Raw genomic sequence first — 25839 nt, forward strand, 5'->3', positions numbered from 1 at the left:
GTCGACAACAGCCCCCGTCGTTAAGGTGACTGGGTTCGATCGATGAATTATGCCTACAGGAATACTTACCGACGATACCGCGGAGCAGATCGTGACAACCTGTCGGACTGCGGTCGGCGATAGCCTGCGATCGGTTACGTACTTCACCCGCGACGATTACGAGCAGGTGTATCTCCGCGAGGACTTAGAGCGCGACGCCGACCTCTCGACGTTCATCGGCCACGAGTGGCGCGGCTTCAAGACGGCACAAACCGCCTACGACGGCTCCGAACTGGGCGACTACAACTACACCATTCGGGTCTTCGATAACGGCTTTCTGATCCGCGTGACCACCGACAGCGAGGGCGTCTTCGCGACGACGGACGGGCTCACGGTCAAGGATTTCGAAGAAGTCGCGACGGCGCTCCGTTCGTTCTTGAGCGATCGCAGGGTCAACTAACGGGACGCTGTCGACGTATCGGCTGTCGTTCCCCGCTCGTGGTCGTTCGTGTCGGCTCCGCCCGTCGTACGACTCGAGTGGGAACCGATCGGCAGTCCGCAGCCGTGCTCGCCGTCTATACCGAGAAGACGGGCGAACCGGCGATGTTCGGCGGCGTGTCTATCGAGACTCATACCGTCGAAAAACGATGATATCCGTTGTAGTAATGCAGACCATTTGCCGCGGAAACGCCCGACTATGGTCGTGAAACGATCCCGGTGCCCGCTATCGATTTTCCCGCTGTAACAGTTTCATTCCGCCTCGGTGGAACATCGACCGAGGTCGCTTTCTAGTCGCCCCGTTTCGCCGGGCGAGGCGTCGCGTCTGTTCGTCCCGTAACACCCTTTTCCGTCACGCCCGTCGTTCCGGTAATGACCGAACTCCCAGGGCTCGTCGAGCGCGAACTCGAGACCCACGACGCCTTCGAGTCGACCGACGACGCCAGCTACGACCTCACGACGACAGTCTTCGAGACGGCAGTCACCGCGGTCGAGGCGGAGGGAAAGCGGGACGGGCGGTTTCACGTTACCGTAACCCTCCCGACGCTCGATGCCGCCGTCGCGAACGAGGCCGTCGCCGCAGCCGTCGAAGACGGCTGGTTCGAGACCCTCGAGCGACGACTCGAGGACGTGTTTACCGTCGCCCGCACGGGAACGCACGAGGAACCCGCCATCGACCGGGATACGAACACCGTCACGGTGACCCTCGAGTACGTCGCCTGGGACGCGGCCGAGGGCGTCGAGGACGCGAAGGCGCTCGTCGAGTACGTCGAGGGAACCTTCGCCCAGGGGATCGTCCCCGGCTACGAGTATCGCGGCGAAGCGGCGGCGCTACTCGACAACGCCCAAAACCGCGGCCAACAGGCGGCAGACGGAGACCGTGGCGGGATGCCGATGTAAAACCGGTTGTGCCGCGAGCGAGCCACCGACTGGCCCGCGAGGAAACGAAGCCACGCTGTAAATAGAGCGAATAGGTATCGGTTGTTACGGCCACCGAGGGATCGGACGTCACGGCCAGCGACGATTCCCCGGTCCCTCGAGCAATCAGCGCAAAGCGCCGTCGACCGCGAACGAGAGCGTGCAGGACCGCCCCCAGCGAATTTTAGCTCGCCGGTTCGCTACCCCATCGCGATGTACGTCTTCGTATCGGTTATGCCCTCGAGCGCCTGGATGCCCGAGGAGACGGCCTCGAGCACGTTGTAGACTTCGGGGGCGTCGACTTCGGCGATGACGTCGTAGGTGCCGGCGACGATGTGGGCCTCCGAGACGGACTCGAGGTCCCTGATCGCCGCGAGCAGCCCCTCGGACTCTCCGGCGGCCGTTTTGATCATGATAAACGCGTGAACCATCTGTTTGGGTGTGGTACACTATCACACGACTAAAACCTTTGCCTAGCTGGGCGAACGGTTCGAACAGTTGGCATGGTAACTCGGGGCAAACTTATTGGCGGGCGCGAGCGTACCCCTGTCCATGCGGTTCGTGATCATTGGCGCTGGACGAGTAGGGCTGCGCACAGCGCGCGTCCTGCGCGACGAGGGCCACGAGGTGACGGTGATCGAACGGGACGAGGCGATGATTCGACGCGCTCGAACGCAGGAGTTTACCGTCGTCGAGGGCGACGGCTCTCACGAGACGGTCCTCGAGGAGGCCGGTATCGCCGACGCTGACGCGCTGGGCGCGTTGACGGGTTCCCTGAACGTCAACTTCACCGCCTGTATGATCGCAAAGCACTACGGCTGCCGGACGATCATGCGCATCGACGAAGCCTACCGCGAGGGCATCTATCGTAAGTACGCCGACGAGGTCGACGAGGTGATCTACCCCGAACGGCTCGGTGCCATCGGCGCGAAAAACGCCTTGCTCGGTGGCACGATCCGCGCGATCGCGGATATCGCCCCGCACCTGCAGGTCGTCGAACTCACGATCACCGACGAGGCCCCGGTCAACGGCTACACGATCAGCGAACTGCAACTCCCGGCCGACGCGACCGTCCTCGCATTCGGCAAGCGCGATCAGGACCTCGGCATTCCGGACGAAGATCTCTCGCTCGATACCGACGACCGACTCGTCGTCCTCGCGGATTACGACGTGTTGAGCGAAGTCCGACAGCTACTGGTCGGCGAGTCGGAAGCGCAGGCGACCGCGAACGCGGGCAGGGACGCGACCTCGAGTACTGGAGGTGTCAACTAATGGTAACAGCATTCATCATGATCAAGGCGAACACGGGCGAGGCGGATCGGCTCCGAGACAGCATCGACGGCATCGAGGGCGTTCGCTCCGTGCATATCGTCGCCGGGGATGTCGACCTCATCGCGAAAGCGCAGGTCGAGACCCCCGCCGCAGTCAAGGAGATTTCCGCGACCCGGATCCAGGGTATCGACGGCGTCGAGAGCACGCAGACGTACATCGCGATGGACTAAGAACGAAGTTTTGCGCTGCGGGCGCGAAGCGCCGCGCGTCCGTTCGCTCGCGGTGATTTTCTGGGCAAGAGCCTGCCCTCCCCCCGGGTTGCGTGCCTCTCGCAGTGCTCGAGTCGCGTTCCCGGCCATCGAATCCATTCAGAGATCGAACGACCGTTCACTACTACTGCTTATTGATCACAAACACGGAACCAGTCAAGACTGATTCAACCACCCCGAAAATATAGAATGAAAAATTGAATATGTTAATCAAAGTACTTTTTATTCTATGATAGCAACTATTCACCGGATGGAGTCTGACACTGATCGCACTTACTGTGGCGTCGGTATCCGTGGAGTTGCCATGTTTGTCGATTCGTTTATTTGGATTTTTCTCACGTTCATTGCGATGCCATTCGTCGGGATTCTTACTGGGAACATTGAGACCGGAAATGGAACTTATGCGGACTTAGAAGGCACAGCGGCGGTTTTTGGACTTTCCTTGTGGTTTGTACTCGCAATCAGTTATCACACGGTTTTTGAGTGGAAGTACGGTCAAACACTTGGTAAATATCTTGTTTCAATCAAGGTAGAGCATAAAAATGGGGGGACACTCTCCCTTCGAGAGTCGTTTCTTCGAAATCTTCTCCGACTGGTTGATTGGCTTCCCATATTCTATATTGCCGGGATAGGAGTGTTGTTCGTATCTAACCGGTATCAACGAATTGGAGATCGCGTTGCGGGCACAGTTATTGTTCGAACGTAAAATTAATGTATAATCTATGTATGACAGACTGATGAATTTTTCTGAAATACCATTATTCAGATGTATTTTTAAGTGAAATACACAGTCACTATAACATCTGTACTTATCGGTCGATAGCGAACCCGTTCTCTGTGGGGAACAGTTCCGTTACTCGTCACCAACGACGTCGGCCAGCACGGTCTGCACTTCCTCGAGCACCGCGTCCGCCCCCTGCGTCGCGTCGATACGAACGAACCGCTCCGGATCGCGTTCGATGAGCCGCTCGTAGTTCTCCCGCACCGCCTCGAGGTACTCGGCTCGCTCGAACTTGTTCGTCGCGCCCGCGCGTTTCGCGGCCGTCTCGGGGTCGAGATCGAGGTAGATCGTCAGGTCGGGCGCGACCGAGAACGGCTCGTGAACGTCGACGACGTACTCGAGCGGATCCTCGGTATCGAGTCGGTCCGAGGCCGCGAGCGTCGCCCCCTGGTAGGCAAACCGGGAGTCGGAGTACCGATCCGAGATCACGAGGTCGCCGCGCTCGAGCGCCGGTTCGATCACCCGCGAGAGGTGGTCGGCGTGGTCGGCGGTGTAGAGGAACAGTTCCGCGAGCGAGTCGGCGTCGTCGTCCTCGATCGACCGGTAGACGGCCTCGCCGTACCACGAGTCGTCCGTCGGTTCGCGCGTGAACGTCGCATCGGGATACCGCTCCTGGAGCCCCTCCCGGACCGTCGTCTTGCCGCTGCCGTCCAGTCCCTCGAGCGTGACCAGCATGCTCCCACGTCGTGGCGAGAACTATTTAGTAGCCGCTATCGAGCGTCGGCGACCAAACCTCGGAGGCGGTCAGCTATTTATCGCTGCGTCCGTACATTCGAGGTATGAAGGTCCTCGTCGCCGGCGGTACCGGTTTTATCGGAACGAACCTCTGTGCGAAACTCCACGACCGTGGCCACGAGGTGACGGCATTGTCCCGCGATCCGAGCGGTAGCGACCTTCCCGACGGCGTCGACCGTGCGATGGGCGACGTCAGCGCGTACGACTCCATCGCCGCCATCGTGGCGGGCCACGACGCCGTCGTCAACCTCGTCTCGCTCTCGCCGCTGTACCAGCCCCCGAGCGACACCGATCACGAGACCGTCCACCTCGGCGGTACGGCGAACCTCGTCCAGGCCGCCGAGGACGGCGACGTCGAGCGATTCGTCCAGATGAGCGGACTCGGGGCGGATCCTAACGGACCGACCGACTTCCTCCGAGCCAAGGGCAAGGCCGAGGGCGTCGTTACGGACTCACACCTCGAGTGGACGATCTTCCGTCCCTCCGTGGTCTTCGGCGACGGCGGCGAGTTCGTCGAATTCACCAAACAGCTTACGACCCCGTACGTGACCGGGCTTCCGGGCGGCGGCGAGACCCGGTTCCAGCCGATCTGGGTCGGCGATCTGGTTCCGATGCTCGCGGATGCGCTCGAGGACGGGAGACACGTCGGCGAAATCTACGAGATCGCCGGCCCGCAGATCGTCACCCTCGCGGACGCGACGGAACTCGCCTACGCGGCCGAGGGGCGGTCGGTCTCTATCGTCTCGATTCCAATGTCGCTGGCGAAACTCGGGCTGACGGCGGTCGGTCCCGTCCCGTTCGTCCCCTTCGGGCCGGACCAGGCCCGGTCGCTGGAGCAAAACAACACCGTCGTCACCAATGACGTGACCGCATTCGGCGTCTCGGAGGAGGAGCTAACGACGCTCGGTTCGTATCTCGGACTCGAGGCGCGGAGACGACCCGAGTCGCGACAACAATCGGTCTGAGGCGCGCTCGAGCCATCATCGTCGTCTCCGCCCGCCCCGAAACTCGTTCAAATCCGGGCGAATCGGCTCAAATATTTAATATAAAGTATAGTATCGCCGTCGCTAGCGGACTCCGTCTCGAGCCGATTCGACCTCAAAAACCCGCCGCATGCAGCCGGTTTTCGGGAACACGAAAGCTAACAAGACATTCATCTCAACAAAAGACTTATGTCCTTGATAACACTGTTACCAATTCAACGGAGCCCCCTGATAAATAATGAAGCTGGCGATGATCGGATTTGGACAGGCTGGTGGGAAGATTGTCGATCGATTCCTCGATTACGACGATCGAACGGGCAGTGGGATCGTCCGCGCGGCGATTGCCGTCAACTCCGCGAAAGCGGACCTCATGGGCCTGACGAATATTCCACAGGAGAATCGCGTACTCATCGGTCAGGCCCGCGTGAAGGGCCACGGCGTGGGTGCTGACAACGAACTCGGCGCGGAAATCGCCGAGGAGGACATCGACGAGGTCCAGAACGCTATCGATGCGATTCCGACCCACGAGGTCGACGCGTTCCTCGTCGTCTCCGGGATGGGCGGCGGGACCGGATCGGGTGGTGCACCCGTTCTCGCGAAACATCTCAAACGGATCTATACGATCCCCGTCTACGGACTGGGCGTGCTTCCGGGCACGGACGAGGGCGGCATTTACACCCTCAACGCGGCGCGGTCGTTCCAGACGTTCGTCCGCGAAGTCGACAACCTGCTGGTCTTTGACAACGACTCGTGGCGACAGACCGGCGAGTCCGTCGAAGGCGGCTACGATCAGATCAACGAGGAGATCGTCCGTCGATTCGGGATCCTCTTCGGTGCCGGCGAAGTCGGCGAGGGCCAGGAAGTCGCCGAAAGCGTCGTCGACTCCTCCGAGATCATCAACACCCTCTCGGGTGGCGGCGTCTCGACGGTCGGCTTTGCGAGCGAGGAAGTCGACCTGAATACGAGCGGTGGACTGCTCTCGCGGTTCACCGGAAACGACGGCGGTAACGACGGCCTGGACGCCGCGAACACGACGAATCGTATTACGAGTCTCGTCCGCAAGGCCGCACTCGGTCGGCTGACGCTCCCCTGTGAGATCGAAGGCACCGAACGTGCCCTGCTCGTCCTCTCCGGCCCGCCGGAGTATCTCAACCGGAAAGGCATCGAACGCGGCCGCAAGTGGCTCGAGGAGGAAACCGGCAGTATGGAAGTCCGCGGTGGCGACTTCCCGCGCGGAGAGCCCGAGGTCGCCGCAGCGATCTTGCTTTCGGGCGTGACGAACGTGCCGCGAATCAAGCGACTCCAGCAGGTCGCGATCGAGGCACAGGATAACATGGACGACATCCAGAACGAAAGCGAAGAGAACTTAGAAGAACTCGTCGAAGACGACGAGGACGAACTCGAGCCGCTGTTCTAGGCTCAGACCGTTTCGCGGCTCGAACGCGCCAGCGACTGCACTCGTGTCGGGGGGCACGATGGCGGTCACGCGACTGGCGGTATCGACGCGTTGTTGACGGGTATCGGTGGGGATAGTTCGAGTTCGACGTGTTTTTGGAGCCGTCGGGACTACGCTCGGTAGATGCGCGTCGTCGTCCCGTTCGCCGCGACCGACCCGAAGACGCGGCTCGAGTCCGTCCTCGCCGCTCCAGAGCGATCGACGTTCGCTCGCGCCATGCTGGCGGACGTCCTGCGTTCGGTCGTCGAGGCGGGCCACGAGCCGCGGGTCGTGTCGACGGCCCCCCTCGATCTCGACGACCTCGCGCTTCCGGATCGCGTTCTCGAGTCGGTTTCGGTCACCGTCGACGATCGGTCGTTGACGGAGGCGGTCAACGCGCGGCTTCCGAGCGCCGGCGGTGACGACGCCGTAGCCGTCGTCATGTCCGATCTCGCACTCGCGACGCCCGACGCGCTCGAGGCCCTCGTCTCGCAGGACGCTGGCGTTACCATCGCACCCGGCCGGAGCGGTGGTACCAACGCGCTCGTCGTCCGCCACCCCGCGTTTCGAGTGGACTACCACGGCGCGTCCTATCTGGACCACTGCGAAATCGCCCGGGAGGAAGGGCTGTGCCTCGAGACGGCCGACTCCTTCCGGCTGGCGACCGATATCGACGAGCCGGCGGACCTCGTCGAGGTGCTCGTTCACGGCGACGATACCGCCCGCGCGCCGGCCTGTCTCCGCAGATTCGGGTTCGAACTCGACACGCGGAGCGGGCGCGTCGATGTCGTCCGATCCGAGGAGTCGCCGACGCATCGCTCCGGGTCGAAGTGAAGTCTTATGTGTCGAGCGACGCCACTCTGAGGTAATGTTCCCCGGGGCGAGCGAGTACGGTGTCGACATCTCGATCGACGACGCGGCGGCCGACGACCTCCTGACGGTCTCACCCGACGACGTCGAGGCGCCGCCGGCGTTGACCTTCTCGCGAAACGTCTTCGTCCCGCTGACGACGGCGTGTCGCTACACCTGTACCTACTGTACCTACTTCGACGCGCCGGGAAACGCGTCGCTGCTCTCGCTCGAGGAAGTCCGCGACATCTGTGCGCGCGGGGCCGACGCGGGCTGTACGGAGGCGCTCTTCACGTTCGGCGACGACCCCGACGAGCGCTACACCGAGATCCACGAGCAACTCGAAGCGTGGGGTCACGACTCGATACACACCTACCTGCGCGAGGCCTGCGAGGTCGCCCTCGAGGAAGGACTCCTTCCCCACGCCAATCCCGGCGACCAGACGATCGCGCAGATGGAAACGGTCGCGGACGTCAACGCCAGCATGGGCGTGATGCTCGAGACGACCGCCGAAGTCGGCGCTCACGCCGGCCCGCGGCGGAAAGAGCCGGGCCAGCGCCTGCGCACCCTCGAGAACGCGGGCCGACTCGACGTCGCCTTTACGACCGGTATTCTGGTCGGTATCGGCGAGACGTGGCGCGACCGCGCGGAGAGCCTGCTCGCGATTCGTGAGATGCACGAGCGCTACGATCACATCCAGGAGGTGATCGTCCAGCCCGTGATGAACAACGAGCGCTGGTCGGACGGCTCGCCCGACCTCGAGACGATGCGCCGGGTGACGGCGATGGCTCGGGTCGCCCTGCCGGAGGAAATCTCCGTGCAGGTCCCGCCGAATCTCGCGCCCGCCCGCGACCTGATCGACTGCGGCGTCGACGATCTCGGCGGCGTCTCGCCGATCACGGACGACCACATCAATCCCGACTACACGTGGCCCGCGCTTCGCGAACTCGAGGAGATCGCCGCCTCCGCGGACCTGCCGCTCGGCGAACGGCTGCCGGTCTACGAGCGGTTCCTGCCGGACGACCTGCGAACGGACGGGTTCGACGGCGTGGCGGCCGACGGAACGGCGGGTGCGGACGGTGGGGCGGAAGCAGCGAACGGCGGCCGCGATCCGAACGCGAACCGCGAGTGGATCTCACCGACGATTCGGGCGGCGCTCGAGGACGATGACGAGGCCGGGAAGCGGTATCGGGCGGTGCTTCGAAGTGAGACGACCGCGGTATCGCGTTGATCGCTCTCTCGCGGATCGCGACGACTCGCGCGGCGGGTTCCTCCACGGCCGTCGATCCCCGCGATAACTACTCTCTTCGAGTGCACGTACGGTCCTTCTCGAGACGGACTCTCACTGCTGCGACGTGGATCGGATAGGCCCGGAGCACGAGCAGTCGGGTATCGGGAGTACTCGAGAAGCCGTTCTCGATCAGTCGTCGGCCGTCACCGCTCGCTCCTCGCGCTCGGCAGCGTCGAGCAGCGGCGTGCCGTCGGCCTTCGGGCCGAGTCGCGGACCGAAGGACGGCTCGTCGGGATCGATGACGCGACGAGTCTCGTAGTCGGTCGAGCGCTCGACCGGGACGCGGCCGATCGAGGTGATCATCTCGACGTAGTCCTCGAAGGAGCGGAACTCGCCGTGGGTCCCGCCCGCCCGCGTCGTGATCTCCTCGGAGAGGATCGTTCCCATGTAGTCGTCGGCCCCGCAGTTGAGCATTTTCAGTCCCTGCTCGTCGCCGTACTTGACCCACGAGGACTGCACGTGGTCGATATTGTCGAGAAAGAGTCGGGACACGGCGATCATGAGTTCGTCCTCGTCCGTGCTCGCGCCGCCGGAGACGACGTCGTGTTCGAACAGCGGCGTGTTCTGGTGGACGAAAGAGAGGGGGACGAACTCCGTGATCGCGCCGTCGACGCGCTCCTGGAGGTCGCGAACGCGTTTCAGGTGCATCGCGCGGTGGGCCTCGTTGTCGACGTGGCCGTACATGATCGTCGCCGTCAATCCGAGGCCGGCGCTTGCAGCGCCCTCCATCGCCTCGAGCCAGTCGTCGGTTCGAATCTTGCCGGGGCAGATGACGTCCCGGACCTCGTCGACGAGGATCTCGGCGGCGGTTCCGGGAACCGTATCGAGGCCGGCGTCCTTGAGGCGGCCGTAGACCTCCTCGTAGGACCAGTCGGTGCCGCGACGAGCGTGGTAGCCCTCTTCGGGCGTCATCGAGTGGACGTGAACGCCGTCGACGCTCATCGCGGATATCTGGTCCGTGTAGGTTCCGGGGCTGGTCTCGTAGCGTTCGGGCGGTTTGTAGTTGACCACCTTCGGGTCGGAATGGGCCTCGAGGATCTCGCGGTGTTCCGCGTCGAGCGCGAAGGCCGGGTGCAGTCCGGAGACCGAGGTCACCTCGTAGATGCCTCGATCGACGGCGTCCGCGACGATTTCGCGGGACTCCGCGGGCGTCTTCGTGAAGCCGGCGGTCTCCACCTCGGCGTCGCGTTCGAACGTGTGTGCGGCGTCCTTGAAGTTACAGAAGAGACAGCCCACGTTGCAGGCCGTCGTGACGTTGTTGTTCAGGTTCGCGACGAACGTGATCTCCTCGCCGACGACGTCGGCCCGTCGCCGGTCGGCAGCCTCGAGCACCCGCTCCTTGCGCCGACAGTCGATGCCCTCGGTGGACGTTCCCGTCGTGAGTAACTCGATGGCGTCGTCGACCGTGAGCCGGTCGCCGGCGCGCGCGTTTTCGAGTGCGTTCTCGAACGACTGGTCGGTCTCGGGAACGTGTTCGAACGTCAGGTCTGCCTCGGTCACCGGTCGCTCCATCGGCGTATCAATATCAGTACAGCGAGAAAAGGGTGATGGATCGTTTGTTCGGCTCGTCCGCGCCGTACATCTATCGTCGTCACCGAACGCCACTGCACGCCCGATTCGCGCAGTTGTCGTGCGATGGGTGTAACTAGTTTCAGTTCTCACTGTCTCGTGACCGCTGTGGGGGCCGTTCGGCGCGTCACACCGATCGAAACGGCCGCCTCGACGGATCAATAATTCGTCCCCGACGACCGTTCCGATACTGAAACCTTCTTACGGTCCGACCACGCCAACTGGGGTATGAACTGCGGCAGCGGATCCGTTCCGGGGTGGCTCTGATGACGAGCGTCAAAGGATTCCGAATCGAGGAGGAAGCGACCGACGACAGCCTCGGCCGAGGCTCGTTCGTCTTCACCGACGCCTACTCGGTGTTCGACTGGGGCCAGATGCCCGACCAGATCCCCGAGAAGGGCGCGAGCCTCTGTACGATGGGCGCGTACAACTTCGAACTGCTCGAGTCCGAGGGCGTCCCCACCCACTACCGCGGTGTTGTCGATGACGGCGACGTCGTCCCGCTCGAGGACACCTCGCGTCCGCCGGACGAGATGGCCATCGACCTCACGCAGGTTCCCGACCTGCCGAACGAGGGTCGGGAGTACGACTACGACCACTACCACGACGCGGCCGGCGAGAACTACCTGATCCCGCTCGAGGTCGTCTTCCGCAATCGCGTGCCGGTCGGCTCGAGTCTCCGCCGCCGGACCGAGCCCGCGGACCACGGACTCGAGTTCGAAGAGTGGCCCGAGGAGGCCGTCGACCTCGCGGAGCCAATCGTCGAATTCACGACGAAGTACGAGGAGGGCGACCGACAACTCGACCGCGAGGAGGCCGATTACATCGCGGGCGAGGCGAGCATCGACGACCTCGAGTCGGTCGCGCTCGAGGTCAACCGGATCGTCACCGAACGGGCGGAATCAGCCGGACTCACGCACGAGGACGGCAAAATCGAGTGTCTGTACTTCGGTGCGGCGACCGCCGATGGTGAGCGGGCCGGCGGGTCCGCGAACGGGGAGATCCGCGTGGCCGACGTCGTCGGCACGTTCGACGAGAATCGCTTTAGCTACGAGGGCATCCAGCTTTCGAAGGAGGTGCTGCGCCAGTACCACAAGCGTACCCAGCCGGAGTGGGTTCAGGCAGTCGAAGCCGCCAAAGCCGAGGCGAAACGGGAGGGCGTCGCCGACTGGAAATCGCTCTGCGAGGAAGCGCCCGAACCGCTCGATGACGGCGTCGTCGACACTGCCCGCGATCTGTACTGCGCCGGAACCAACGCCTACATCGGCCGCGAGGTGTTCGACGCGCCGCCGCTCTCGAGCGCGATCGGTGCGGTCCAACGCCTTTAGACCTGTAGCCGCTCGTTGACCGCCGTCCGGGCTTCGCGCTCGCCGCCGCGCGTCGCGACCATCGTCTCTCGTCAGCACCGCGCGTTCTGTCGGTTCCCCCATCGTCCGGGAGCGAGGTCTGCTGTTGGACGTCTCCCGCCCGAACTGTCGGCTGTACTACTGCTTCCGGTAGCTCGTGCCCTTCGGTATCGTTTCACACCCGTTGGCCGACAAAGTAACCCTCATATGGGGGGATGGGAAACACCCGAGTGAGCGAAAATGACTCTCGTTCCCAGTGGAATCGGCGAAAGCATCGTTCTGTTCAGTCCCACCGTCGGTATCACCGCCGTCGCGGGCCTCATGTTGGCGCTGTTCGTCCTCGCGATGGTCTTTCTGGCCGTTGCACCCCTCGTCTCCACCTCGTGGGCCGACGAGCTGAGTGCAACGTCCACGTCGTCCGGCGGTACCGCCGCGCCGAGCGACGACTGATCTCCGGCTATCGTTTCTTCGAGCCGATGGCACGCCCAGAGTAACGATGACGTCCGGAGCGCGATCGAACGAACCGACGATGCGGCCACTTCGACCCCGCGAAGCGAGCGGCTATTTGTCCGTCCGGCCCCACTCTCGAGCAGAGAGATGGACGTGACAGTGTACGGTCCGTTGCGAAGCGCGACCGGCGAGAAGACGGTCTCGATCGAGTTCACGGGAACAACCGTCGCGGACGCCCTCGAGGCGTTCGTCGACGCGTACCCGCGAGCGACTCCGCAGCTCTACGACGGCGACGAGGTGCGCTCGAGCGTCAGGGCGTCGATCGATGGTGAACGTGCGGCGCTCGAGGACCCGATTCCGGACGGCGCGTCGCTGTCGCTGGTTCCGGCCGTTCAGGGCGGTTCTCGGGACTGGCCGCTCGAGCGATCGAAATATACACAACGGATCCATTCGTCAGTAGTCCTATGACACGGACGGTTGACGACCTCCGAAACGAGATCCGAGAGGCCGTGGGGAGGTACGAACGCGTCGAATCGACCGCCTTCACCAAGGAGGCTCTCGCCGCCATCTGTGAGGCCGTCGACTACGATATCGACGCGAACAGCCTTCCCTCCAAACCGCAGATGCGGGCCGGTATCCTCTGGAAGATCGGCGACAGGGACGACGACGATCCGGACGAGACTGGCAGCCCCTTCCGGAAGGCGGAACTCGAGTCTATCGCGGCGGCGCTAACGTCCGAGTAGCGGTCTCTCTATCCTCGGTTCGGCGTTCACAGGCCGTACTGCTCGCGGACTAGGTGGGCGAGGCCGCGCTCCTCGAGGACGTCCATCGGCGCGAGCAGGTCGAGTTGCACGACGCCGGGGAGCCGCCCGATCTGGACGCCGCCGGTGAACGTACACCGCGAGCGGACCTCGCCTTCGCCCATCTCGAGGAGGTCGGTCGCCCGATCGAAGGCGTTCTGCGTGGCGTCGTTGACCGTCGCCCCGGAGCCGACGACCTGAATCGGTCCCATGTCGTCCTCGACGTCGACGCCGTGTCGCGCGCCGAGTTCGCGGCCGGCCTCGCGCTCCTCGTCGCTGTAGGGTTTGCTGATGAACGGCAGGTCCTCCTCGTTGGGCAGGAGAAGCGGCCCGTCGAGTTCGAGGCCCTCGATGACCTCGACGTCCATCGTGACGGTGCCGCTGACGTCGGTCGTGTGCAGGGAGAGTTCGCCGTCGCCCTGATTGGCGTGTAGGTCGCCGACGTAGACACCGGCCCCGTCGACCTTGACGGGACAGATGAGCGTCGCGCCCGCCCGGACCTGCGGGATGTCCATGTGGCCGTCCGTTCGGTCCTCGAGTTCGTCCTCGGACTCGATGCCGTAGTCGTGGTCCGCGCCGATGAGGAACTGGCCGAAGTCGCCGGCGTTGTGCGAGTCGGGCAACGTCACCGGCGGCGTCGTCCCGACGTTTCCGACGAACGGGCGCAGGCGGCCGAGCGTTCCCGGCATCTCGCCGGGTTCGTAGAGCAGGATCGGGTGCTGGCGCGAGTTCTCGGGGATGTCCAGCGCCTCGTCGGCGTCTTCCGCGAGTTCGTGTGCGCCATCCTCGTCTACCGTGATCCCGACGGTGTGATCGTCGTCGAACGCGACGGTGTAACCGTACTCGAAACCGAAGGCGGAGGCGTTCGCGCCGCACTCGGCGCACCTGATCGATTCCTCGCCCGTTCCCTCGACGATCGTCTCGGGCCAGGTAGTGCCGCATTCGGGGCAGCGGTGATCGACGAACGGATCGTCGCCGAAGGCCCCCTCCCGCTCGGCCATCGAGCCCGTACTCGTCGCCATGCTCGTTACCTCGACAGCTCGAATGCGGAGGGCGACGGCGTCGCCGACCGAGGCTCCTTCGACGCGAATCGGCCGGGTGACCTCGTGACCGCCGCGGAACTCCGGCGTGATCATCGGTCCCCAGCAGCCCGGCGGCGTGTACGTCTCGATCGTGCCGCCGTCCGCGACGGTTCCCGCCCACTCCTGATCCGGGCCGACGAGGCCGAGGGTGTACCGGTCGACGTACAACTCCTGTTGCACCTCTTGTTGTGACATGACACACCAAGCTATGGCGTCGGCGTCGATAAGCCTACTGTCCCCGAAATCGAGCACTCCCTCGAGTCTCAACACCGGTCCGCTTTGGGCATTGAATCCGAACGCCCGACCCCAAAGCCGACCTCGAGACGCTCGCCGAGTCGCTGGTTTCGATTCTGCAGGCGCTGACCGTCCCCATTCCCCGACCCGTGGCTGATTCCGCCGCAATAGGTTCGTTCAAGTAAGTCTTGTCCCTTCACTTCGGTAATGGCTGATTCGACGGACGAAGATCCACCCGAGTGCCACCAGTGTGGCGAGCCTGTCGCACCGTCTTCCGAACACCGTGTCGTGACCGCTCTCGAGGACGGACAGGCGTCGTATCTGTACTTTTGTACCGACGAGTGCCTCGAGAACTGGGACTCGGCGAGTCGCAGTTGAGAACTCGAGTCCGGCTACCGATCGTTCGCGACGACGCTTCCGATCCCGTCGACCGGTCGGTCCGGCGTAAACTCGTCGACCTCGTCGGGCAGTCCGAGCTGGTAGTCGGTCCCGTTCTCGCGGACCGACGTTCGACCGCGGTGGACCGAGACGTCGCCGTTGAGGTGTAGTTTGACCCCCTCGAGCAGGGCGTCGGCTTCCAGCGGCTGCCCGCGGTGTTTCATCTCGTCGAGGTCGGCGTCGTCGGGCACGTCGAAGGCTCGCTGGGTGATGATCGGTCCCTGATCGAGATCGGTCGTGACGTAGTGGGCGGTAACGCCGGCGACGCGCACCCCTTCTTCGACGGCCTGTCGGTACGCCTCCGCGCCGGGGAACGCCGGCAGCAGCGAGGGATGGACGTTGATGATCCGATCCTCGTAACGGAAGACGACGTTCGGGCTGAGGATGCGCATGTACCGCGCCAGCACGATCAGGTCGACGTCGTACTCGCCGAGCAACTCGAGCAGTTCGTCTTCGTTTTGCTGCCCGCCGTCGTCGCCGATGTCGTGGAAGGGAACGTCGTAGTGCTCCGCCAGCGGCTGGAGGTCGTCGTGGTTGCCGATGACGACGCCGATGTCCGCGCCGAGTTCGTCGTTGGCCCACGCCTCGAACAGCGCCTCAAGGCAGTGGCTCTCTTTCGTGACCAACACGGCGATGTGCTGGTTCTCGCGGTCGGCGGGAAACCGAACCTGGACGTCGAGTCCGAGGTCGGCCCCGAGTTCGTTGAGGTCCTCCCGGAGCGTGTCCTCGGTACAGACCATCTCCGAGGTGTCGACGGCGAGGTACATCCGGAAGACGCCGTCTCGAACCGCCTGATCGAGATCCTCGATATTGATTCCGCGCTCGAACAGCAGGCTCGTCACCCGGGCGATGAGCCCGGTGTCGTCGTCCCCGATCACGGTAATTTCGGTCACGTCGGTCGTCATCGCAGCCACCTCCGCTCGAGCGAAATGGAATCCATCACTACGGGTTGCAGTCCACGGGCGGTCAAAAGTCCTGCTTTCTGTGGATGTTCTTGAGAATCGCACAATGCTACTATCTCCGACCTTCTTAATAGAAATCAGCAACCTAAAACTAAATTTTATTAAGCCTGCCTCGTCGCCATCACTGTATGACGCTTCCGACAGCGCTCGATGTTGCGATCGTCGGCGCCGGCCCCGCGGGTCTCGGAACCGCGGTGGCCTTCGAGAAACTCGACGTCGAGTACGCCGTCCTCGAGCGCGAGCAGATCGGTGCTTCGTTTCGCCGGTGGCCCGCGGAGATGCGGCTCCTGACGCCGTCGTTTCCGGCGAACGCCTTCGGCGTGCGCGACCTGAACGCGATCACGCTCGACACCTCGCCGGCGCTGGCGCTCGATTGCGAGCATCCGACCGGCGACCAGTACGCCGACTACCTCGAGGCGATCGCGGAGTTTCACGACCTCCCGATCGAAACGGGCGTCGACGTCGAGCGCGTCGTCCCCGAAACCGAGCCAGCGGACGAAACGGATCGGACGGACGAGGCCGACGAACCGACTCCGGGGTTCGCGCTCGAGACGAACGAGGGGACGATCGAGGCCCGGTACGTCGTCTGGGCTGCCGGCCAGTATCAGTACCCCTCGCACGGATCGATTTCCGGCGCATCCCACGCGGTTCACGTGTCGACCGTCGACTCGTGGGCGCGCCACGCCGAGTCGTGTTCGGTCGACGCCAGCGAGACCGTCTCGGCCGCCGATACGGACGTTGAGACGGTGGGTTCGACCGATCCACCGCGATCGAGACCGCCGTCAATCGCGGCCGACGGTGCCGGTGTCGCCGCCCCCGCCACGGACGACGTCGTCGTGATCGGCGGCGCGGAGAGCGGCATCGACGCGGCGCTCGGACTGGCCGAGGCCGGACTCTCGGTGACCGTCCTCGACACCGATGGAACGTGGCAGTACCGCAGCCCCGATCCCAGCGAGGTCCTGTCGCCGCGGACGAACGAACGCCTCGAGGCGGCGCTCGCTGACGGGCAGCCGCTCGACCTCGTCGCCGAGGTGCGCGTCGACCGAATCGAACGCGAGCGACCGGACGCGGACGGGGCCGACGAGGCGGACTACGCCGCGGTTACCGCCGACGGCGACCGGTTTCACGCGCGAACGCCACCGGTGCTCGCGACCGGATTCGAGGGCAGTCTCACGCTCGTCGAGGACCTGTTTGGGGTCGACGAGAGCGGTGGTCCCGACCTGACCGAGCGCGACGAATCGACCGAGACGGCAGGACTGTTCCTCGTCGGCCCGCAGGTCGCTCACAACGGCCAGCAGTTTTGCTTCATTTACAAGTTCCGCCAGCGCTTCGCCGTGGTCGCCGAAACTATCGGTGACGAACTCGGGGTCGATACCGAACCGCTCGAGGCCTACCGCGAGATACGGATGCTTCTCGAGGACCTCGAGTGCTGTGAGCCGGAGTACTGCGACTGCTGAGAAGCGGATAGTGTTTTGGGAGGACGGAAACGGAATCACGGCCGAGCGCGCCCGGCCGAGGTCGGTCGCTCGACGACGCAACGGACGGACCGATCGCCGACCGTGTCTCGGTTATATCGTCGACCGTGACTCGGTTATCGGGCGTCCTCGAGGGAGACGAACGCCGAGCCGGTCGCTTTGATCCACGTCGTTTCGATGGAACCGACGGTCGCGTCCGAGTAGATCGTACAGACGTTCGGACGGTGGTCGTTTCGCACGATGTACGCCCGGAAACACGGCGAGATGTCGCCGTTCGCCGGCTGTGGCCCGGTTGCCGGCGTCGGTTCGGTGTCGGAATCTCCGTCGGTCATCGTGGTGTCTCAGTCCGCAATGCCGAGTTCCGCCGTGCGGTCGTGCTTGCCGTCTATCTCCGTTTTCCCGTCTCCGTCGGAGCCGCCCTCGAGTTCGGGCGGCTCGAACGTCGGGAAGCGGTCGTCGAACGTCGTCCAGTCGCCCTCGAGTTCGGCGTCGACGTTCACCGAACCCATGTCGTTGACGAGAGCGGCCAGGTTGCGCGACGCGCTCTCGCGAAGCAAGTGATCGAGGACGGTTGTCTTGCTGGCACCGAGGATTCCGGACAGCACCGTGACGGGGATCGAGTTGTCGGCCATTCGGTTAACAACTCCACATCTCTCCTGATAGAAGTTATCATTTTAGATAGAAGAATTGTTAACTCGGCGGCGTGAGATGCGGACGAGTATGTACCGATTGTCGCGGAGCGATGGTCCGGTAGCGTCGGCTGATAATCGACCGGCAGCGGGGACTCGTACTGAATGACCGAGGGGGATCGCGAACGCGTCGTCCTGATCGGCAAAGAGAGCGTCGGCAAGTCGGCGATCGCGACCGGGCTTACCGGCGCGGCCCCGACGAGCGAAAACGTCGCCGGCTCGACGATCACCAGCGAGCGCTACCGGACCGACGATCTCGAGGTGGTCGACACGCCCGGCATCACGCTCGAGGCGGACACCAGGACCACTCGCGAGGCCCTCGGTCGTCTCGAGCGCGTGGAGACCGTCGTGCTCGTCGTGCCGGCGACGGACCTCGATCGGGACCTCGCCGACCTCCTGCCCCTCGTTCGGGGTCGAACGGGTGCGGTGATCGTCACGCACTGGGACCGAGTGACCGCCGTCGATGCGTCTCGGGGGGTAATCGCCGATCTCGAGGCCGACCCCGGCGTCCCCGTCGTGCCCGTCGACGCGCGAACCCTCACTCGCGTCGCGGGGGACGGCGGCGTCCAAGGCGGCCGTCAGCGCACCGACCCGGACGGCGCCGTGACGGCTGCCCATCCCGCGCCAGCAGCCGACGGGCGGGGAGTTCTCGCAGCGATTCAGCACGCGGGCGAACTCCCCGGCGAGACCGCGGTGCAGGCCGGCTGGCGGATCGAACCGCCCGAACGGACCTTCGAACGGCCGTACCTCGGCCCCGTTGCGAGCGCGTGTCTCCTCGTGCTCCCTGCGGCCATCGCCGTCTGGTTCGCGAACACCGTCGCGGGTGAACTCGATCCGCTCGTGGGCGGCGCACTCGAGCCCCTGATCGGCCTGGCTGAAACGCTTCCGGGGCCGCTCGCGGCCGTCCTGGCTGGCGACTACGGTCTGCTTTCGATGGGGCCGTTCCTGTTCGTCTGGGCGCTGCCGACGATGCTCATCTTCGCGCTCGTTATGGGGGCCTATTCGGCGAGCGGCCTCACGATGCGGGTCACGACCGCGTTGCATCCGGTCATGCGCCGCGTCGGACTCACCGGTCGGGACCTCGTGCGGGTCGTCATGGGCTTCGGCTGTAACGTCCCCGCGGTGACGAGCACCCGCGGCTGTTCGGACTGTACCCGCTGTACGACGATCTCCGCGATCTCCTTCGGCTCGGCGTGTTCCTACCAGTTCCCCGCTACCCTCGCCGTCTTCGCCGCCGTCGGAATGCCCTGGCTCGTCGGCCCCTATCTCGCGATTCTCGTGGCGACGACGCTGATCTACGTTCGACTGATCGCGCCGGCCGAAGCCAGAGCTGCCGGTCTCGCCGTCGATCGTCGCACGTTCCTCGAGTGGCCGCGGCCCGCTGCGATCTTGCGGGAGGCGCGGCGGTCGCTCGCGAGTTTCGTCGCGACCGCGCTTCCCGTCTTCGCCGGTCTCTGCGTCGCCGCCGCGCTGCTCGACTACGCGGGCGCGCTCGAGCGTTTCGGAACCGTCCTCGGGCCGGCGATGGCCGCCTTCGCCCTTCCGGCGGAGGCGGCGCTCCCGGTCGTTCTCGCGGCGGTCCGCAAGGACGGTATCGCGCTCCTCACCGCGGATTCGACGGGCGTCGCCGCCCTCTCACCGGTCGAGGTACTGGTCGCCGTCTATCTGGCCGGCGTCTTACTGCCTTGTCTCGTCACCGCGATCACGATCGCCCGGGAGGTCTCGACTCGGTTCGTCGCGGCGATGCTCGTCCGTCAGGCCGCCGCGGCGAGTGGGTTCGCGCTCGTGATCGCCTGGGTCGGTCGGCTGCTGTTCTGACGGTCTCCAACGGAGCGCTCGAGTTTCCGATGCGGATCGCCATCGCCCTTTAATTACGAACCAACTCACATACACTAATAGAAGTTAATAATACGAATTCATAAAATAATAATACTGTGTACTCGGCCTCGATGTACGACTGCGTTATCGTCGGCGGTGGTATCCACGGGACGTACCTCTCTCAGCGACTGCTCGAGGATACCGACCTCGAGCGCGAGAACCTCCTGATCGTCGACCCGCACGAGCGGCTGCTGGAGTCGTTCCGCCGGAAGGCTGCTGCCTGCGAGATGGACGAACTACGATCGATGTTCGTCCACCACGTCGGAACCGAGCCGTTCGGACTCGAGAGTTTCGCCGAGGGACGGAACCGAGCGGACGAGCTCCGATCGACGCCGGACTATCCGTCGCGGCCGACGCTGTCGTTGTTCCTCAATTATGCGAACTACGTGATCGATCGCAACGACCTTCCCGGGCTCCATCGACGGGCGGCCGTCGAGTCGATTCGACGGCCGATCACGGAAGATGGGACGCTCGTCCTCGAGTTGGCGGACGGCGGCGACGGATCGAGGGAGCTGCACACGCCGCGGATTCGGACCCGATCCTGCGTGCTGGCGATCGGCCACGGCGGCCGCTATCGGTACCCCGACTGGGCCGAGGGCGTCGATTCGATCACCCACGTCTGGGACGGATTCGACCCCGAGACGCGAGCCGACGACACGCTCGTCGTCGTCGGCGGGATCACGGCCGTCCAGCTCGCAACCTGTCTCGCCGAGCGGGATCGCGAGCCGGTGACGCTCTGTTCGAGACACGCTCTCGAGGAGGCGACCGTCGAGGCTAACCCGCGCTGGATCAACTGGAACCACATCGAACGTCGGTTACACCGCCATCCTCCCGGATCGCGAGCGCGAGTCGAAACCGTTCGCGAGGCGCGCAACGACGCTACGGTTCCGCCGCTGCTCCTCGAGCGCCTCGAGACGGCCGCCGACGAGGGGCGGCTATCGATCCGAAACGGCGACGTTCGCTCCGCCCGCGAGGTCGACGGTCGGGTTCGCCTCCTGCTCGAGGACGGCGGTTGTCTCTCGGCCGAGCGTCCCGTTCTGGCGACGGGCTTCGCACCCGCTTTCGATCATCCGTTCGTCGAGAGCGTCGCCGACGAACTCGACCTCGAGCGCGGCTACCGCGGCATGCCGGTGCTCGACGACGAGACGCTCGCGTGGCGAGAGTCGGGCGGCGGCGATTCGCCGGTGTTCGTCTCGGGTGCGCTCGCAGCCGGTACCGTCGGGCCGTTCGCAGGCAACGTCGTCGGTGCGCGACGAGCGGCCGATCGGATCGCGCGAGCGCTCGAGCGACGCCGAGCCCCCTCGGTCGCTTGCCGACGCCGGTAGTATCCACGAACGTGTATCACGGAGTCAAGGCGAAAGCGTTTTTGAGCACGGTTACGGGGTATCAGGTGATGACCGCCTACACCGCGACGGTGACCGTCCGACTCAAACACGGCGTCCTCGATCCCGAGGCCGAGACCACCCAGCAGGCTCTGGCGCGTCTGGGCTTCGAACTCGAGGATCTTCGCTCGGCCGACCGCTTCGACATCGACCTCGAAGCCGAGTCGACCGACGCCGCGAGCGAGCGCGCGAGCGAGATGGCCGAACGGCTGCTGGCGAACCCGACCATCCACGACTACGACGTGGAGGTCGACGAACGGTAGATGTCCGTCGTCATTACACCGACCGAGACCTCCGGTCGTATCCCGGCGGGGTGGCGTCCGTGACCACGGTCGCTCTCGCTCCCGTTGGTCGCCTCCCGCTCCCTGATCACACGAACCGCACGAGGTGGTCCGCGTGACGGTCTCGATCATCCGATTCGGCGGCTCGAACTGCGATCGGGACGCCGCGCAGGCCCTCGAGCACCTCGAAATCGACGCCGAGATTGTCTGGCACGAGGACGGCCTCCCCGAGGAAACGACGGGGATCGTCCTGCCGGGCGGGTTCTCCTACGGCGACTACCTGCGTGCGGGCGCGATGGCGGCGCGTTCGCCGATCATGCGCGAAGTTCGCGAGGCCGCTGCCGACGGCACGCCCGTCCTCGGCGTCTGCAACGGTGCCCAGGTCGGCTGCGAATCGGGACTCACCGACGGCGCGTTCACGACGAACGAGAGCGCCCGGTTCCAGTGCGAGCACGTGTTCCTCCGCGTCGAACGCGACGATACGCCGTGGACGGCCCGCTACGACGAAGGCGACGTCATCGAGATCCCGATCGCCCACGGAGAGGGCCGCTACGAGATCGACGACGACCGACTGGTCGAACTCGAGGACGAGGATCGAGTGCTCTTTCGCTACTGCGACGAGAACGGCGAGACGAGCCCGGACGCGAACCCGAACGGCTCGAAACACAACATCGCCGGGGTCCTCGGCGAACGCGAGAGCGTCGCGGTGTTGATGCCCCATCCCGAGCGCGCGACGTTGCCCGATGTCGGGGCCACTGACGGACAGGGCGTTCTTCGCGGGTTCGAATCCGCCGACAACCGCGTGTAGGGCCGATCCGGTCGCCGCCATCCACGCCGTATCCGTTCTTGCCGTTCCGCGGGACGACTCAGTTTCTGAGTCGAGTTAAACAGTAATAGTCCGGTAGTTCGTTGATGACGCTGTAAACCACTGGAGGGGATAGGTGTATGGAACCAACAACCCAGATCGTGTACCTCGGCGCTACCGCGCCCGCCGAGGTCGTACAGGGGCTCCGCGCCGTCGGCGGGCGGGTCGCAGTAGTCGAGACCGGAGCCGAATGTCTCGCCCGCCTTTCGAATGCGTCCTGCGTCGTTGCAACGAGACCCACTCCCGAAACCGATCTCGTCGATCTCTGTACGCGGCTCCGGGAGCGTCGTCCCGACGTTCCGATCGTCTTCGTTCCAGCGGACGGCAGCGAGACGCTCGCAGGCGAGCTACTCGCCGCCGGTGCCGACGGCTACGTTCCGCACGCGGCGGGCGTCGATACGCTCACGACTCGAGTGCGCGAACTGCTCGAGGGGACGGCCACGCCGGATGCTGACGGTGCGCTCCGTCCGTCGTGTTCCAGTCGGAACGGCCGCGCCGCCCTCGAGAGCCGTTCCGGATCGGTCTCCGACCCGGATCTCGACACCGGCGAGGCGGCCGTCGGGAGCCCTTTGCCGGGCGCTTCGGCGGCAGATCCCGCCGAGCGCCTCGAGTTACTCGTCAACCGGTCACCGTTTGCGATCATCGAATGGACCCCCGAGTTCGAGGTCGCGAGCTGGAACCCGGCGGCGACGGACCTGTTCGGGTACACCGACGTCGAGGCCCGCGGCGAACACGCCCTCGACCTGCTCGTCCCCGACGCGAACCGGGCGGAGGTACTCGAGCACTGGGAGCAACTGGTCGACGGCGTTCCCGACAGCCCCGCGTGGCGGGCCAATAGGAACGTTCGCAAGGACGGCTCGACGATCACTTGCGAGTGGTTCGACGCGCCGCTTTTCGACGACGGGGAACTCGCCGGCATCCTGTCGTTCGCACAGGACGTCACCGCGGAGCGCAAACGGGCGAACGCGCTCGAGTCGCTACAGGAGACGACCCAGCGGTTGATGCGCGCGGAGTCGGTCGACGAGATCACCTCGATCGTGATCGCCGCGACCGAACACGTTACCGACCGATCGCTGGCCGCGCTCCGACTGTACGACGACGAGACGGGGCTGCTCGAACTGGCCGCAGCCACGCCGAACCTCGACGAGAACACGAGTGATCTCGGAGCGATCGGGCCGACCGATACCGTCCTCTGGAAAGCGTACACGAACGGCGAGCCGCGCACCATCGACGACGTCTCGACGGCGCAGATTCCCTCCGACCTCGAGACGACGGTCGGCACGGCGGTCGTTCATCCGCTCGGCGACCACGGACTGTTGACGGTGGCGTCGTCGGGCGACGACGAACTCGGTACCGCGGAGCAACACCTCGTCCACGTCCTCGCCGCGACGGCTGAGGCCGCACTCGACCGGGCGGAACGCGAACGCGAACTCGAGCGAACGGAAACGATCGTCGAAACCGTCGGCGACAGCGTCTACGCGTTGGACCGGGACGGGACGCTCGTCACGGTAAACGACAGGTTGACGGCGGTGACCGGATACAGCCGGGACGAACTCGTCGGCGAGCACGTTTCGACGGTACTCACCGACGAAAGCCTCGAGCGCGGTCGCAAACGGATTCGGGCGCTCGTCTCGGCCGACGCGGATTTCGTCGCGACGTACGAGATCACGCTCGTGACGCGCGAGGGCGACCACGTTCCGTGTGAGGTCAACACGACGCTGTTACAGACCAACGGTACGCTCGAGGGGACGGTCGGAATCGTCCGCGACATCGGCGATCGCAAGCGCATGGAGCGAGAGCTCGTCGACCGCAAGGCGAAAATCGAGGGGCTCCACGAGGTTGCATCGCAACTCGACGACTGCGAGAGTCGTGAGGATATCTACGAACTCACCGTCGAGGCCGCCGAGGACGTGCTGAACTTCGACGTCTGCGTCGTCGACAGGGTCGAGGACGGGTACCTCGTCGAGGCGGCCCGTTCTTCGACGCTCGATGGGAACGTCACTCGACGGATGCGAATCGAGGAGGGGATCGCCGGGAAGACCTATCGGACGCAGGAGACGTACCGCATCGACGATATCAGAACGGACTCCGCGGCCGCCCCGCAGAACGAGGAGTTCCGTTCCGCCCTTTCCGTGCCGATCGGTGACTGGGGCGTCTTCCAGACCGTCTCGACGGAAATCGCGTCGTTCACGCGCGAGGACGAGGAACTGGCGGAACTGTTGCTTTCACACGTCACCGACGCTCTCGATCGGATCGCGTTCGAGAAACAGCTCCGAACGGAACGCGATCGGTTCGCGGCGCTATTCGAGAACGTTCCCGACGGCGTGGTCAGCGCACGCGAGTCCGACGGTGAGGCGATCATCGAATCGGTCAACCCCGCCTTCGAGCACATCTTCGGCTACGACGAGGCGACGCTCGTCGACGAACCCCTCGACCGATTTATCGTCCCGGCGGACAGGGCGTCCGAGGCCGAAGCGATCACGCGCCGCGGCAGCATGGGCGAGACCATCGAGGCCGAGGTCAAACGCCGAACCAGCGACAGCTTACGCGATTTCATGATGCGGGTCGTGCCGGTCGAACGAAACGAATCCTCGAGCCGCGCCTTCGGTCTCTACACCGATATTACCGACCAGAAGCAGCGCCAGAAACGCGTCGAAATCCTGAACCGCGTGTTGCGCCACGACATGCGAAACAGCATGAACATCATCGACGGCTGCGCCGAGATGCTCGCCGAGGCCGTCGAGGACGACGCGGCCGAGTACGCAGCGGCGATCCAAACGCGAGCCACCGAACTCGTAGAACTCGCCGAGAAGACTCGCGCCGTCGAACGCGTCCTCGAGCGCGAGTCAGCGACGACGGGGCCGATCGATATCGCAACCGTCGTCTCCGGGGCTGCGTCCCGACTCGAGGACGACTATCCCGGCGTCGAGGTCAGCTGTTCGATACCGGAGCGGCTGTTCGTCCGCGCCGACGCGTCGCTCGAGACGGCGATCTATCAGATCCTCGAGAACGCAGTCGAACACAACGACGCGTCGACACCGACCGTCGTGATCACGGCGTGTAGTCGCACCGACGACGGACTGTTGTCCGTGTCGATCGCCGACAACGGGCCCGGCATCCCCGACGAAGAGCGCGAGTTGCTGCAGGGCGATCGAGAGATCACGCAGCTTCGGCACGCGAGCGGACTCGGACTTTGGCTGGTCACCCTCGTGGTCACGCAGTTCGGCGGCCAGTTGGCGTTCGAGACGAACGAACCGCGAGGGACGGTCGTCTCCCTCGAGATGCCACGGGCCGACGCCGAACTCGCCAACGCGACGGGCGACAGTACCGTGGCTGGAGACTGACGGGCCGGCGGAGAAACGCGGTAGCGGTGATCCG

The 25839-nt window shown here is 64.7% G+C and carries 26 protein-coding genes and 1 pseudogene; 20 read left to right on the forward strand and 7 right to left on the reverse strand.

The annotated features are described in order from the left end of the window. Positions 1 to 49 precede the first annotated feature (49 nt). A complete protein-coding gene (locus DWB23_RS06685) occupies positions 50 to 439 on the forward strand; it encodes a DUF7522 family protein (protein ID WP_121742060.1) in 390 nt (129 codons plus the stop codon). Between the two features lie 410 nt (positions 440 to 849). Continuing rightward, entirely contained in the window at positions 850 to 1377 is a 528-nt protein-coding gene (locus DWB23_RS06690; protein WP_121742061.1) for a DUF5813 family protein, read from the forward strand. 218 nt (positions 1378 to 1595) lie between these two features. On the opposite strand, the gene DWB23_RS06695 is transcribed toward DWB23_RS06690, so the two are convergent. Continuing rightward, positions 1596 to 1826, reverse strand: a complete 231-nt coding sequence (locus DWB23_RS06695; RefSeq protein WP_121742062.1) for an Lrp/AsnC ligand binding domain-containing protein — start codon at positions 1824 to 1826, stop codon at positions 1596 to 1598. A gap of 121 nt (positions 1827 to 1947) precedes the next feature. Here DWB23_RS06695 and DWB23_RS06700 point away from each other — a divergent pair, with 121 nt between their 5' ends. The 3 genes from DWB23_RS06700 to DWB23_RS06710 all read left to right on the forward strand — a co-directional run bounded on the left by DWB23_RS06700 (position 1948) and on the right by DWB23_RS06710 (position 3642). Further along, a complete protein-coding gene (locus DWB23_RS06700; RefSeq protein ID WP_121742063.1) occupies positions 1948 to 2667 on the forward strand; it encodes a potassium channel family protein in 720 nt (239 codons plus the stop codon). Next, on the forward strand, positions 2667 to 2897 hold the full coding sequence (locus tag DWB23_RS06705) for an Lrp/AsnC family transcriptional regulator (RefSeq protein WP_121742064.1): 231 nt from the start codon (positions 2667 to 2669) through the stop codon (positions 2895 to 2897). The genes DWB23_RS06700 and DWB23_RS06705 overlap by 1 nt, the downstream gene beginning before the upstream one ends. Before the next feature lie 289 nt (positions 2898 to 3186). Next, entirely contained in the window at positions 3187 to 3642 is a 456-nt protein-coding gene (locus tag DWB23_RS06710; RefSeq protein ID WP_121743030.1) for an RDD family protein, read from the forward strand. A 147-nt stretch (positions 3643 to 3789) separates the two neighbouring features. On the opposite strand, the gene tmk is transcribed toward DWB23_RS06710, so the two are convergent. Beyond that, positions 3790 to 4392 (reverse strand): dTMP kinase, encoded by a 603-nt coding sequence (gene tmk / locus DWB23_RS06715; RefSeq protein WP_121742065.1) that lies wholly within the window; start codon positions 4390 to 4392, stop codon positions 3790 to 3792. 104 nt (positions 4393 to 4496) lie between these two features. Between tmk and DWB23_RS06720 the strand changes: the two genes are divergently transcribed. The 4 genes from DWB23_RS06720 (at position 4497) to cofG (ending at position 8950) form a co-directional block, all read left to right on the forward strand. Continuing rightward, positions 4497 to 5417 carry a complex I NDUFA9 subunit family protein gene (locus DWB23_RS06720; protein WP_121742066.1) on the forward strand — a complete coding sequence of 307 codons (921 nt, stop codon included), beginning with the start codon at positions 4497 to 4499 and terminating at the stop codon, positions 5415 to 5417. Positions 5418 to 5673: 256 nt separating this feature from the next. Next, entirely contained in the window at positions 5674 to 6852 is a 1179-nt protein-coding gene (locus tag DWB23_RS06725; RefSeq protein WP_121742067.1) for a tubulin/FtsZ family protein, read from the forward strand. 162 nt (positions 6853 to 7014) lie between these two features. Then, entirely contained in the window at positions 7015 to 7704 is a 690-nt protein-coding gene (cofC, locus tag DWB23_RS06730) for a 2-phospho-L-lactate guanylyltransferase (RefSeq protein ID WP_121742068.1), read from the forward strand. A 34-nt stretch (positions 7705 to 7738) separates the two neighbouring features. Then, entirely contained in the window at positions 7739 to 8950 is a 1212-nt protein-coding gene (cofG, locus tag DWB23_RS06735; protein WP_121742069.1) for a 7,8-didemethyl-8-hydroxy-5-deazariboflavin synthase subunit CofG, read from the forward strand. 189 nt (positions 8951 to 9139) lie between these two features. On the opposite strand, the gene cofH is transcribed toward cofG, so the two are convergent. Next, complete coding sequence (cofH, locus tag DWB23_RS06740) at positions 9140 to 10522, reverse strand: 7,8-didemethyl-8-hydroxy-5-deazariboflavin synthase subunit CofH (RefSeq protein ID WP_121742070.1); 1383 nt, start codon at positions 10520 to 10522, stop codon at positions 9140 to 9142. Positions 10523 to 10845: 323 nt separating this feature from the next. Here cofH and DWB23_RS06745 point away from each other — a divergent pair, with 323 nt between their 5' ends. The 4 genes from DWB23_RS06745 to DWB23_RS06760 all read left to right on the forward strand — a co-directional run bounded on the left by DWB23_RS06745 (position 10846) and on the right by DWB23_RS06760 (position 13118). Then, positions 10846 to 11907: a phosphoribosylaminoimidazolesuccinocarboxamide synthase gene (locus DWB23_RS06745; RefSeq protein WP_121742071.1), complete on the forward strand. Its 1062-nt coding sequence runs from the start codon at positions 10846 to 10848 to the stop codon at positions 11905 to 11907. 258 nt (positions 11908 to 12165) lie between these two features. Next, positions 12166 to 12375: a hypothetical protein gene (locus DWB23_RS06750; RefSeq protein ID WP_121742072.1), complete on the forward strand. Its 210-nt coding sequence runs from the start codon at positions 12166 to 12168 to the stop codon at positions 12373 to 12375. A gap of 147 nt (positions 12376 to 12522) precedes the next feature. After that, positions 12523 to 12843, forward strand: coding sequence for a MoaD/ThiS family protein (locus tag DWB23_RS06755; RefSeq protein ID WP_121742073.1), 321 nt, complete (start codon positions 12523 to 12525; stop codon positions 12841 to 12843). Next, a complete protein-coding gene (locus tag DWB23_RS06760) occupies positions 12840 to 13118 on the forward strand; it encodes a hypothetical protein (protein WP_121742074.1) in 279 nt (92 codons plus the stop codon). The genes DWB23_RS06755 and DWB23_RS06760 overlap by 4 nt, the downstream gene beginning before the upstream one ends. 26 nt (positions 13119 to 13144) lie before the next feature. On the opposite strand, the gene DWB23_RS06765 is transcribed toward DWB23_RS06760, so the two are convergent. Continuing rightward, entirely contained in the window at positions 13145 to 14452 is a 1308-nt protein-coding gene (locus tag DWB23_RS06765; protein ID WP_121742075.1) for an acetamidase/formamidase family protein, read from the reverse strand. Between the two features lie 246 nt (positions 14453 to 14698). On the opposite strand from DWB23_RS06765, the gene DWB23_RS22925 reads away from it, so the two are divergent. Beyond that, positions 14699 to 14869 carry a DUF7576 family protein gene (locus tag DWB23_RS22925; protein WP_162989767.1) on the forward strand — a complete coding sequence of 57 codons (171 nt, stop codon included), beginning with the start codon at positions 14699 to 14701 and terminating at the stop codon, positions 14867 to 14869. Between the two features lie 14 nt (positions 14870 to 14883). Here DWB23_RS22925 and DWB23_RS06770 read toward each other — a convergent pair whose 3' ends face one another. Then, positions 14884 to 15834, reverse strand: coding sequence for a formyltetrahydrofolate deformylase (locus DWB23_RS06770; protein ID WP_121742076.1), 951 nt, complete (start codon positions 15832 to 15834; stop codon positions 14884 to 14886). Positions 15835 to 16019: 185 nt separating this feature from the next. Here DWB23_RS06770 and DWB23_RS06775 point away from each other — a divergent pair, with 185 nt between their 5' ends. Then, positions 16020 to 17348 carry an NAD(P)/FAD-dependent oxidoreductase gene (locus DWB23_RS06775; protein ID WP_121742077.1) on the forward strand — a complete coding sequence of 443 codons (1329 nt, stop codon included), beginning with the start codon at positions 16020 to 16022 and terminating at the stop codon, positions 17346 to 17348. Between the two features lie 134 nt (positions 17349 to 17482). Here the strand turns inward: DWB23_RS06775 and DWB23_RS06780 are convergent, their stop codons facing one another. Continuing rightward, positions 17483 to 17698: a DUF7511 domain-containing protein gene (locus DWB23_RS06780; RefSeq protein WP_121742078.1), complete on the reverse strand. Its 216-nt coding sequence runs from the start codon at positions 17696 to 17698 to the stop codon at positions 17483 to 17485. 147 nt (positions 17699 to 17845) lie between these two features. Beyond that, positions 17846 to 17998, reverse strand: a pseudogene (locus DWB23_RS23425) (GTP-binding protein); the annotation flags it as partial. Positions 17999 to 18160: 162 nt separating this feature from the next. Between DWB23_RS23425 and DWB23_RS06790 the strand changes: the two are divergent. From DWB23_RS06790 to DWB23_RS06810, 5 genes are all read left to right on the forward strand, one after another. Continuing rightward, a complete protein-coding gene (locus DWB23_RS06790; RefSeq protein ID WP_121742080.1) occupies positions 18161 to 19873 on the forward strand; it encodes a nucleoside recognition domain-containing protein in 1713 nt (570 codons plus the stop codon). A 131-nt stretch (positions 19874 to 20004) separates the two neighbouring features. Beyond that, positions 20005 to 21258 (forward strand): FAD/NAD(P)-binding protein, encoded by a 1254-nt coding sequence (locus DWB23_RS06795; protein ID WP_121742081.1) that lies wholly within the window; start codon positions 20005 to 20007, stop codon positions 21256 to 21258. 68 nt (positions 21259 to 21326) lie between these two features. Next, positions 21327 to 21578, forward strand: coding sequence for a phosphoribosylformylglycinamidine synthase subunit PurS (gene purS, locus DWB23_RS06800; RefSeq protein WP_121743031.1), 252 nt, complete (start codon positions 21327 to 21329; stop codon positions 21576 to 21578). 133 nt (positions 21579 to 21711) lie between these two features. After that, positions 21712 to 22404: a phosphoribosylformylglycinamidine synthase I gene (gene purQ / locus DWB23_RS06805; protein ID WP_121743032.1), complete on the forward strand. Its 693-nt coding sequence runs from the start codon at positions 21712 to 21714 to the stop codon at positions 22402 to 22404. 137 nt (positions 22405 to 22541) lie between these two features. After that, the gene (locus DWB23_RS06810) at positions 22542 to 25805 is read left to right on the forward strand and encodes a PAS domain S-box protein (RefSeq protein ID WP_121742082.1); all 3264 of its coding nucleotides are present in this window, start codon (positions 22542 to 22544) and stop codon (positions 25803 to 25805) included. Positions 25806 to 25839: the final 34 nt, after the last annotated feature.

Source organism: Natronorubrum halophilum, assembly GCF_003670115.1.
GTDB lineage: Archaea > Halobacteriota > Halobacteria > Halobacteriales > Natrialbaceae > Natronorubrum > Natronorubrum halophilum.